1 protein-coding gene is annotated in these 305 nt (G+C 67.5%); it reads right to left on the reverse strand.

Going from position 1 to position 305, the window contains the following annotated elements; translation table 11 throughout:
• A partial coding sequence (locus HX812_RS31940) for an AAA family ATPase (protein WP_178949167.1) occupies positions 1-305 on the reverse strand: 305 nt, incomplete at both ends.

Below are 305 nucleotides of genomic sequence, written 5' to 3' on the forward strand. Positions count from 1 at the left end.
ATGTGCTTCTTGTACTCGGCAAAGGTCGTCGCGCCTACCGTGCGCAAGGTGCCTCGGGCCAGTGCCGGCTTGAGCAGGTTGGCGGCATCGCCGGTGCCGGCAGCACCGCCCGCGCCGACCAAGGTGTGGGTCTCGTCGATGAACAGCACCACCGGCTTGACGCTGGCCTGCACCTCATCGATCACCGAGCGCAGGCGCTGTTCAAACTCGCCTTTCATGCTCGCGCCGGCCTGCAACAGGCCGACGTCGAGGGCCAGCAGCTGTACGTCCTTGAGGCTGGGCGGCACGTCGCCACGGGCGATGCG

Origin of the sequence: Pseudomonas sp. IPO3749, from assembly GCF_013386605.1 — a bacterium.
GTDB classification, from domain to species: Bacteria; Pseudomonadota; Gammaproteobacteria; order Pseudomonadales; family Pseudomonadaceae; genus Aquipseudomonas; species Aquipseudomonas azotoformans_A.